Origin of the sequence: Alcanivorax sp. NBRC 102024 (assembly GCF_001602235.1) — a bacterium.
Lineage (GTDB): Bacteria > Pseudomonadota > Gammaproteobacteria > Pseudomonadales > Alcanivoracaceae > Alcanivorax.
The window spans coordinates 1-10,057 of sequence record NZ_BDAS01000022.1 but is presented as its reverse complement, the minus strand read 5'-3'; the positions used below and the strand labels follow the sequence as shown (position 1 = coordinate 10,057).

Here is a 10,057-nt window from a genome sequence, read left to right as displayed (position 1 = left end):
CCCTGCAGCGCGTCGAGCAGCGGGCGTGCGGGAAACAGTTGCGGTGTCAGGGCTCGCCAGATGCAGTCACGATTCAGGGTCGCCGAAATGTGGTTACTGTGATCCGCCTGCTTGATGGTATCCACCACGGGCAGTGCCAGGATGGCACCCTGCCTGTCCGTCTGATCGAGCAGGTTTTGAATATCCGATAACCGCACCAGGGGCCGGGCCATGTCATGGACCAGCACCCAGGCACTTTCTCCACCCAGCGCCAGGGCCTGGCTAACACCATTGCGCACGGATTCCGCCCGTGCCGCCCCACCGGTAACGGTGGCAATCCGGGGATGAGAGGAAACCCCCAGGGTCGGCCACCAGGGGTCCTGCGCGGATACGGCCACCAGAACCCTGTCGATAGGCGCAAACGACAACAGACGATTGAGGGTATGTTCGGCCAGGGTTTTCCCGGCCAGGGACAGGTATTGCTTGGGAAAACCTGCCCCCATGCGTTCACCGATACCGGCAGCCGGTACCACCGCATAGAGGGGGCCGCCAATGACTGGATTCACTCGCCGCCCCGGGGTTGTTCGAGAATCAGGAAGAAGGTTTCACCGTCGCGGATCATGCCCAGGTCCTTTCGGGCAATCTCTTCCACCGCTTCGGTGCCCCGCTTGAGATCTCTCACGTCAGCAGCCATCAAGCGGTTCCGCTCATTCAATTTGGCATTGCTCTGCTTGAGTGCGGCCACCTCTTTTTCCAGGGTGGCCACGTGCCGAACACTGCCTTCGCCGAACCACAGGCGAGCCTGCAGACCGACGAACACCAGCGCCAGCAGCGCAATCACGATCTGTCTGGCGGGAGACAACTGCATGGCCTCCCGCTTTCCCGATCCCTTGGCTGCTCTGCTGGGCTTGGTCTCCGACATCATTTAGCCGAGGAACTTGAACTCTTTGCGGCCATGGTAGGCGGCACGGCCCAGTTCCTGCTCAATGCGAATCAGACGGTTGTACTTGGCAACACGATCCGAGCGACACAGGGAGCCGGTCTTGATCTGGCCGGCGGCAGTGGCAACGGCCAGGTCGGCGATGGTGCTGTCGGCGGTTTCACCGCTACGGTGGGAAATGACCGCGGTGTACCCTGCATCCTTGGCCATCTTGATGGCATCCAGGGTTTCGGTGAGAGAACCGATCTGGTTGAACTTGATCAGGATCGAGTTGGCCACCCCTTCATCAATACCGCGCTTGAGGATTTTGGTGTTGGTCACGAACAGGTCGTCGCCCACCAGCTGCACCTTGTTACCCAGCTTCTCGGTCAGGATTTTCCAGCCATCCCAGTCAGATTCATCCATGCCGTCTTCGATGGAGATAATCGGATAACGGTCGCACAGCTCTGCCAGGTAGCTGGCAAATTCTTCGGAGTTCATGCTGCGGCCTTCGCCGGCCAGCACGTATTTTCCATCCTTGTAGAATTCGCTGGCAGCGCAATCCAGGGCCAGAGTCACGTCGTCACCGGCTTTGTAGCCGGCAATCTCGATGGCTTCCATGATCGCTTCCAGGGCGGCCTCGTTGCTGGGCAGGTCCGGGGCAAACCCGCCTTCGTCACCCACCGCCGTGTTCAGACCACGCTTTTTCAGCACGCCTTTCAGGGCATGGAAGATCTCAGCACCATAACGGATGGCCTCGGCCACGGTGGGCGCGCCCACCGGCTGGATCATGAACTCCTGGATATCCACGTTGTTATCCGCGTGTTCGCCGCCGTTGATGATGTTCATCATCGGCACCGGCAGGGAGTACTCGTTATCGTCGTCCTGCAGGTCGGAAATGTACTCGTACAGGGGCTTGCCCTGATCGATGGCAGCGGCTTTGGCGGCGGCCAGGGACACAGCGAGAATCGCATTGGCACCGAACTTGGCCTTGTTCTCGGTGCCGTCGGCATCGATCATGGCCTTGTCCAGCGCCTTCTGGTCGCAGGCGTCCATACCCACCAGCAATTCACGGATGGCAGAATTCACATTGCCAACGGCCTTGGTAACGCCCTTGCCCAGGTATCGGGCCTTGTCACCATCGCGCAGTTCCAGCGCTTCACGGGAGCCGGTGGATGCGCCGCTGGGTGCACAGGCACTGCCGGAAGCACCGGATTCCAGAACCACATCGGCTTCAATGGTGGGATTGCCACGGGAGTCGAGAATTTCGCGGGCTTTGATGTCAACGATCTTGGACATGACAGTCAATCTCTCTTCAATCAGTTGTTTTCAAAGGCAGGCAGTGCCTTGACGGTATTATCCAGGGTTTGCATCTGGGCAAGGAATGGCTCCAGACGGTCCAGTCGCAGGGCGCAGGGGCCATCGCATTTGGCATTATCCGGATCCGGATGGGCCTCCAGGAACAGTCCGGCGATACCCTGGCTGATCCCGGCACGGCCCAGTTCGGCCACCTGGGCACGGCGGCCATCGGCGCTGTCAGCGCGACCGCCCGGCTTCTGCAGGGCATGGGTCACGTCGAAAAACACCGGGTAATTGAACTTCTTCATGATGCCGAAGCCGAGCATATCCACGACCAGGTTGTTGTACCCGAAACTGGAACCACGCTCGCAGAGGATAAGCTGATCGTTCCCGGCATCCTCGCACTTGTGCAGGATGTGGCTCATCTCGTGGGGAGCCAGGAACTGGGGTTTCTTGATATTGATGATGGCACCGGTTTTCGCCATGGCCACCACCAGATCGGTCTGCCGCGCCAGAAAGGCCGGCAACTGGATGATGTCGCACACCTCTGCCACGGGCGCCGCCTGGTACGGCTCATGCACATCGGTGATCAGCGGGCAGTTGAAGGTCTGCTTGATCTCTTCAAAGATCTTCAGGCCTTCGTCCATACCCGGGCCCCGGTAGGAACTCAGCGAGGAGCGGTTGGCCTTGTCGAAACTGGCCTTGAACACCCAGGGAATGCCCAGTTTGCTGGTCACTTCCGCATAGGCTTCCGCCACCTGCATGGCCAGATCACGGGATTCCAGCACATTCATGCCACCGAATAAGGCCATGGGCTTGTCGTTGGCAAATTCCAGCTCGCCGAGTTTGATGGTCTTCTGCATTACGGGATCACCTTTCCTTAGTGTGTTTTCTGTGCCGCCAGAGCTGCGGCCACATAACCCTTGAACAGGCCATGTCCATCACGAGGCGTGGAGGTAAACTCCGGGTGGAACTGACAGGCCACAAACCAGGGGTGGTCTGCCACCTCGATCACTTCCACCAGTTCACCGTCCACGGAGCGACCGACAATCTTCAGACCGGCGCCTTCCAGCTGGGGCAGGTAATTATTGTTCACTTCGTAGCGATGACGGTGACGCTCGACGATGCGGGTGCTGCCATAACACTCGGCCGCACGGCTGCCCGCCTCCAGAATACATTCCTGACCACCCAGACGCATGGTGCCACCCAGATCGGATTCTTCCGAGCGTTGCTCCTTGTGGCCATCTTCTGTGGTCCACTCGGTGATCAGCCCCACGACCGGGTCCGGCGTATCCGGACGCAGTTCGGAAGAGTGCGCCTTTTCTATGCCGGCCACGTGACGGGCATATTCGATCACCGCCAGTTGCATGCCAAGGCAGATACCCAGGTATGGCACCTTGTTCTCGCGGGCGTAGCGAATCGCGGCGATCTTGCCTTCAGTGCCCCGGTCGCCAAACCCGCCGGGCACCAGGATGGCGTCCAGATTGGCCAGCACGCCGGTGCCCTCGCGCTCAATATCTTCCGCATCCAGGTAGAGGATATTGACCTTGGCCCGGTTGCTGATGCCCGCGTGGATCAGGGCCTCGTTGAGTGACTTGTAGGCATCCACCAGTTCGATGTACTTGCCCACCATGCCCACGGTGACTTCATTCTCCGGGTTGAGCTGGGCTTCCACCACTCGATCCCACTCGCTCAGATCCGGTTCCGGCAAATCCAGCCCGAACTTGTCCACCACGATGGCGTCCAGGCCCTGCTCGTGCATGCCGCGGGGTACCTGGTAAATGGTCTTGCAGTCCGGCGAGGAAATCACCGCCCGGGCTTCCACATTGGTGAACAGGGCGATCTTGTCCCGGGCGCTCTGCGGAATCGGGTCATCCGCACGGCAGACCAGAATATCCGGCTGCAGGCCGATGGAACGCAGCTCTTTCACGGAATGCTGGGTGGGCTTGGTCTTGATCTCGCCGGCGGTGGCGATATAGGGCACCAGGGTCAGGTGCACCAGCAGGGACTGGCTGGACCCCAGCTCCACGCGCATCTGCCGGGCTGCCTCCAGAAACGGCAAGGACTCGATGTCACCGGCGGTACCACCGATTTCCACGATGGCCACATCCGCATCCCCTGCCCCTTCGCGGATCTTCAGCTTGATCTCGTCGGTAATATGGGGAATGACCTGGACGGTGGCGCCCAGGTACTCGCCGCGACGCTCCTTGTCCAGCACGTCCTGATAGACACGGCCGGTGGTAAAGCTGTTGCGGCGGCTCAGGCGAGTGCGGATAAAACGCTCGTAGTGACCCAGGTCCAGGTCGGTTTCGGCGCCGTCTTCGGTCACGAATACCTCACCGTGCTGGTAAGGGCTCATGGTGCCAGGATCCACATTGATGTAGGGATCCATTTTGATCAGGGTGACGTTGAGGCCGCGGGCTTCCAACAAAGTGGCCAGGGATGCGGAAGTGATCCCCTTACCCAGAGACGACACCACACCGCCGGTGACAAAGATGAAACGTGACATGCACTCACCAGATTGCTAGTGGGTTGGTAGCACTCTCACCAGTGTAACCGGCACCAATAAAAAACACCCTGCACGCATGACACGGGCAAGGGGCTTTCTGAATCGGGTTGGCCAGCTACGCAAGTGATGGTTGAACACCTGAAAATTCAGGGGCTTGCGCTACATCAGGACGGGAGAAAATGTTAACAGAAGGCGTCGTTCGCCTCAATCGGAATCGCTCCGGTGAGCGTAAAAAGTGGTGCTGCACGATACCCGGTACAAACGCATCCGGATCCCCTAAGGCCTTATTCCGACTTCCGGTGCGGCTTATCAGGCCCAGCGAGTTGCGAGGTGCGAGCCCCGAAATGCAAAGGGCAGGCCCTTCGTCACCCGCAACTCGCTCCTCGAAACGCCTCCCGGGGCCACACCCCACGTTCCCCACATCAGGCACTCTCGCAGGCGGCCAGCACCTCGGAAAACGGCGCGTCCATCTGCGAGCCAAACGCCGGGTGCCGGGCCAGCCGGGCACGGCTGGCCCGGGGGCTGCTGATGCCACAGAGAAAACGGGCCAGTTGCCGGGGTGAAGCCAGAGCCTGATGGTTTTCCTCACGGACAGCCTGTATCAGTGCCAAGTCCGGTGCCCTGCGACGACGGGCTGGCAACTGCGGCTTTTCCCCGAGGCACACACTGCACTGGCCGCAGGGGGCCGCCAGGGTCTCGCCGAAATAGCGCACCAATGCCTGTTGGTGGCACCCGGTGCTCTCTGCCCAGTCACAGACAGTCTGCAGACGCTGAATATCGCGCTGCTCTCGCAGCGTAAACTGCTCCTGCATACGCTGTATCACTGGCTCAGGGTCCGCTGGCACATTCAGCATCCGATACCCCTGACGTACACCGGCCACCCGTAACTCGATCATCTGCTGCTGCTCCAGATAGTTCAGGGCATTGAGAATCCGCAAGCGGTCCTCTCCCAGGGTCTGGGCGGCATCAATAGGCCGCAGGGTCAACCAGATACGCCCCTCCTTGCCGGTGGCAAACAGGCGCTCCAGAAAACCGGCCCGTTCCGGGTCAAAGCCAGCCAGAACCGCCTCCCGGGAGGACGGGAACGCCACTTTGTATTCGGTATAGAACGGCGCCGTGGCGCGCACCACCCCATCCAGCTCCAGATAAGTGAGCAAGGTGTTGATGACCAAGGGGCGCACATCGAATTGGCCGGACAACTCATGAACGGAAAGATCGAACTGGGCTGGCTGTGCCAGAAGCCAGCGAATCAGGGCGGCCAGCGACCCACTGTCCGGGGTATCCCCATAGGTGAAATTCTCCAGAACCGTCAGGTCGTCCGGGTTGGCCAGCAGCTGACAGTGTGCAGGTTCCCCGTCGCGCCCGGCCCGGCCAATTTCCTGCATATAATTTTCCAGGGACTTGGGCAGGTTGTAGTGGTAGATGGCGCGGATGTCTGCCTTGTCGATGCCCATCCCGAAGGCGATGGTGGCAACCACGATATCGGCCTCACCCGCCATGAAGGCCTCTTGCACCTGATGGCGGGGCTCGTCTTTCAGCCCGGCGTGGTAGGCCTGCGCCTTCAATCCCTGTTTCTGCAAAAAGGCCGCCACTGTCTCGGCAGTCTTCTGCAAGGTTACATACACGATGGCGGGCTCGGCAGGCCGGCTGGTGAGCTGATCCAGCAGGTACTGATCACGCTCGTCGGTGCGGCAAGGGCGCACCGCCAGGGCCAGATTGGGACGGAAAAACCCGGTCTGGATATGATCCGCCCTGGCGATCTCGAAACTGCCGCAAATCTGCTCTGCCACCTGCGGAGTGGCCGTAGCCGTCAGTGCCAACACCCGCCCAACCTTCAGATCCCGGGCCAGCTGTGCCAGTTTCAGATAGTCGGGGCGGAAGTTATGTCCCCACTCAGACACACAGTGCGCCTCATCCACTGCCATCATGCTGATCGACAGGCGTTTCAGCCGTGCCAGAAAACGCTCGTTGGCGAGGCGCTCCGGCGCCACATAGAGCAGCTTGATGGTGCCATCGTCGAGCCCTTGATAGATCGCCTGCAGCTCACCGGCATCCACACTGGAATCCAGTCGTGCTGCCGGGATATTCATCCGATTAAGCTGGTCTACCTGATCCTTCATCAGCGCAATCAACGGCGACACAACCAGCGTCAGCCCATCCAGCATCAATGCCGGCAACTGATAACACAGGCTCTTACCACCGCCGGTGGGAAACACGGCCAGCGCCGAACGCCCGGCCAGTAGCGCGTCGATGACGGCCTGCTGACCGGGACGGAAGGTCTGGAGCTTAAATGTCTGTTGAAGTAATTGCTGCACGTCTTGCATGAAGGCTCTTCGGTAGTCAGACGGAAGTTCAGAGCATGGAGGCAGAGGTCATGGAAGCCACCTTGCAGATCCAAGACCTCAGGGTACAGACCCAAAATCCCCGTCTATATCAGTCAGTGTTGATCAACCCCGTAGGACATTGGCCAATGAGGCACGTCGCCTGTATTGGTGTGGAGACGGCCAACGATATGTCCAGCCCCTACGACAATCCCGTGTCATCGCAGGGTGCACTGAGCCGGAGGCGAACTGCACCTTAAACAGCGTTCGCGGTGCATACATCACTCCACATCGCTAACGGGAGTGCGGCAACAAAAACCATTCTTCGCATTGATCAGCCTCTTCGCCATCGGCCACCCCCACCAACGGCACCGATACCAGCGTCTCGCCCCGATACAGCAGTGGCCATTGATGCCGCTGCCAGGGGGGCACGCCAGCCGCTCGCCACAGTTCCTTGATGCGCTGGTGCATGCCGTTGCGCAGCAAGCGCGTGCCACCGGTAAAGGGGCGCAGGGTCAGATCGCCTGGCGGCCGCATCAGGCTTATTGCGCCCTCCCCGGCTGTGGGCGACAGTTGCCAGAATGGCAGTGATGGCGGAGGCGCCCCCTGCGGCCAGGACAAGGTGCCCTGCCAGGGTGCCAAGGCCTCACGGGGGAGCAGATACAGTGCCCCCCGGAACAAGCGCACGGCCCAGTGCCCCCACTCCACCCTGGCCTGGCTATCCTCCGCGGCATCCTGCAGGGCCAGCAATTCGGCAAGCACCGCGGCGCTGGGCGCACTGGCGCCCTGGCGATGGAGCCACCAGCGCAACAGGTTGCGCTGTCGGGCCGGGCGCAAGGCTGCCAATCCGGCCAATGGAAATTGTTGACCGTTGACACCACAGGCGTCGGCATCCTCCTGCGCCCTTTCGTCCAGCAATTCACTGGCATCACTCATGTGCCTGGCGGTTCGGGCCAGGATTTCATCGGCACCCCGCCAGCGCTGACGCAGGGCCGGTAAAATACTGTGGCGCAGATAGTTGCGGCGCAGGCGTTGATCCTGATTACTGGGATCTTCCTGCCATTGCAGCCCCCTCTCCCGGGCATTGCGCTCCAATGCAGAGCGAGGCAGGTCCAGCAGGGGGCGCCAGAGGGTCGTCCCCTGACGATGATCCAGCGCTCCCATGGCCGCCAGGCCTTGCACGCCGGCACCACGCAACAATCGCAACAACAGGGTTTCCGCCTGGTCATCCCGGTGATGGGCAGTGATCACCGTGGCGCCGTCATGCCGGGCGTCCGCAAACAGGGCCTGATAGCGGGCCTGGCGGGCCCCGGCTTCGATGCCCTTGTCCGTATCGACCGTTACAGTGGCCACCCGGAATGGCAAAGCCAGGCCGGCAACTCTCTGCTCGCAGTGAGCTGCCCAGTTCGCGCTGTCTGGCTGCAGTTGATGATTGATATGCACCACGCGCAACCGTGGCCCCAGCCCAGCCTCAACCAGCAGCTGCAACAGCAGGGAAGAATCCAGCCCACCACTAAAGGCAAGGAGCAGCGGCCCTGGCGGGGCCTGTTCTGCCAGATCGGGAATCAGTGGCGACGTTGGCATCGGGAAGGTCATCACTCGCACGGAAACAGACAGGATCAACCTTCAGGGTTGAGCGCACACCCTGCAAGCATAGCAGTTGCAGGACGCTTGCCCTATCCATGGGCCCGGGCCTTAACCCGGTAGTCAGGGAGGCAGTAATCGGTTATTCGTCAGCGGGGACGCTATCCACGTTGCCGTAGCTCATCAGGCGGTCGTAGCGGCGGTCCACCAGCGCGTCTATCTCCAGGGCCTTGAGCGCATCCAGCTGTTTCACCAGGGCCTTGCGGATCGCATCGGCCGCTTGGTCATAATCACGGTGGGCTCCGCCCAGGGGCTCCTTGATCACCTGATCGACAATGCCAAGCTCGTGGAGTCGACCGGCAGTCAGGCCCATGGCGGCGGCGGCTTCCGGCGCCTTGTCGGCACTACGCCAGAGAATGGAGGCACAACCCTCCGGGGAGATCACCGAGTAGGTAGAGAATTCCAGCATTTGCAGATGATCGCAGACGCCAATGGCAAGCGCCCCGCCGGAGCCCCCCTCGCCGATGACGGTGGCGATGATCGGCACTTTCAGCTGGGACATGACCCGCAGGTTGCGGGCGATGGCTTCAGACTGCCCCCGCTCTTCCGCATCAATACCGGGAAAGGCACCCGGGGTGTCGATAAAGGTGAGAATGGGCATCTTGAATCGCTCGGCCATTTCCATCAGTCGCAGGGCCTTGCGGTACCCTTCCGGCTTGGGCATGCCGAAATTGCGACGCACCTTCTCCTTCACTTCGCGGCCTTTCTGATGACCGATCACCATCACTGGCTGCGCATTCAGGCGGGTAATGCCACCGACGATGGCCGGATCGTCAGCAAAGGCCCGATCCCCGTGCAGCTCGTCGAAGTCGGCGAAAATCCGCTTGATGTAATCCAGCATGTAAGGCCGCTTGGGATGGCGGGACAGCTGGGAGATCTGCCAGGCACTCAGGTTGCTGAAAATGTTTTCGGTGAGCGAAATGCTCTTTTCCTGCAGCTTGGCCACTTCCTCGGAAATATTGACTTCGCTACCACTGCCAACCAGTCGTAACTCCTCGATTTTCGCTTCCAGGTCTGCGATGGGTTGTTCAAATTCGAGGAAGTTCGGGTTCATATGTCTGAGCCTGTTTATGGTGTTTTGCTGGCAAGCGCCGGGATAGTACGCCATGTGTCTGGCGCATGGCTGGCGGAAACGTCATCCATGACGCCGGAAATTGGCCTGCACAAGTGTAGCCGTAACCGGATGACAAGGTCGAGACGCGAAGCGCACCGCTAGGTTGCAAACTGTTTCAAGGACAAGCGGCAAGCCTCAAGCTGCAAGCTGCAACACGAGCTGGCGCAGTGCAAACCGAACACGTCCCAGCCCACGCTTCCAAGCTTGGAAGGGGAACAGAGTCCAACCCGGAACTTTTCCATTTCTCCCGATCCAATCGTAGCTTGTAGCTT

The 10,057-nt window shown here is 60.5% G+C and carries 8 protein-coding genes; all 8 read right to left on the bottom strand.

Annotated features, from left to right (window positions below):
• Nucleotides 1-545: 2-C-methyl-D-erythritol 4-phosphate cytidylyltransferase (locus A0251_RS16970; RefSeq protein ID WP_082810947.1), on the bottom strand; the 545-nt coding region annotated here is incomplete at its 3' end.
• Nucleotides 542-847, bottom strand: a complete 306-nt coding sequence (locus A0251_RS16965) for a septum formation initiator family protein (protein WP_062818023.1) — start codon at nucleotides 845-847, stop codon at nucleotides 542-544. The genes A0251_RS16970 and A0251_RS16965, both read right to left, overlap by 4 nt.
• 57 nt (nucleotides 848-904) lie before the next feature.
• Entirely contained in the window at nucleotides 905-2,197 is a 1,293-nt protein-coding gene (gene eno, locus A0251_RS16960) for a phosphopyruvate hydratase (protein WP_062818022.1), read from the bottom strand.
• A 20-nt stretch (nucleotides 2,198-2,217) separates the two neighbouring features.
• On the bottom strand, nucleotides 2,218-3,060 hold the full coding sequence (kdsA, locus tag A0251_RS16955) for a 3-deoxy-8-phosphooctulonate synthase (RefSeq protein ID WP_062818021.1): 843 nt from the start codon (nucleotides 3,058-3,060) through the stop codon (nucleotides 2,218-2,220).
• A 17-nt stretch (nucleotides 3,061-3,077) separates the two neighbouring features.
• Nucleotides 3,078-4,706: a CTP synthase gene (locus A0251_RS16950; RefSeq protein ID WP_062818020.1), complete on the bottom strand. Its 1,629-nt coding sequence runs from the start codon at nucleotides 4,704-4,706 to the stop codon at nucleotides 3,078-3,080.
• A 422-nt stretch (nucleotides 4,707-5,128) separates the two neighbouring features.
• Entirely contained in the window at nucleotides 5,129-7,030 is a 1,902-nt protein-coding gene (locus tag A0251_RS16945; protein WP_062818019.1) for an ATP-dependent DNA helicase RecQ, read from the bottom strand.
• A 291-nt stretch (nucleotides 7,031-7,321) separates the two neighbouring features.
• Nucleotides 7,322-8,611, bottom strand: a complete 1,290-nt coding sequence (gene tilS, locus A0251_RS16935) for a tRNA lysidine(34) synthetase TilS (protein WP_062818024.1) — start codon at nucleotides 8,609-8,611, stop codon at nucleotides 7,322-7,324.
• Between the two features lie 142 nt (nucleotides 8,612-8,753).
• Complete coding sequence (locus A0251_RS16930) at nucleotides 8,754-9,725, bottom strand: acetyl-CoA carboxylase carboxyltransferase subunit alpha (RefSeq protein WP_062818017.1); 972 nt, start codon at nucleotides 9,723-9,725, stop codon at nucleotides 8,754-8,756.
• Nucleotides 9,726-10,057 lie beyond the last annotated feature (332 nt).

Coding starts and splice junctions, on each gene's coding strand:
- A0251_RS16965 (WP_062818023.1), bottom strand. CDS start 847: ATGCAGTTGTCTCCCGCCAGACAGATCGTGATTGCGCTGCTGGCGCTG.
- eno (WP_062818022.1), bottom strand. CDS start 2,197: ATGTCCAAGATCGTTGACATCAAAGCCCGCGAAATTCTCGACTCCCGT.
- kdsA (WP_062818021.1), bottom strand. CDS start 3,060: ATGCAGAAGACCATCAAACTCGGCGAGCTGGAATTTGCCAACGACAAG.
- A0251_RS16950 (WP_062818020.1), bottom strand. CDS start 4,706: ATGTCACGTTTCATCTTTGTCACCGGCGGTGTGGTGTCGTCTCTGGGT.
- A0251_RS16945 (WP_062818019.1), bottom strand. CDS start 7,030: ATGCAAGACGTGCAGCAATTACTTCAACAGACATTTAAGCTCCAGACC.
- tilS (WP_062818024.1), bottom strand. CDS start 8,611: ATGCCAACGTCGCCACTGATTCCCGATCTGGCAGAACAGGCCCCGCCA.
- A0251_RS16930 (WP_062818017.1), bottom strand. CDS start 9,725: ATGAACCCGAACTTCCTCGAATTTGAACAACCCATCGCAGACCTGGAA.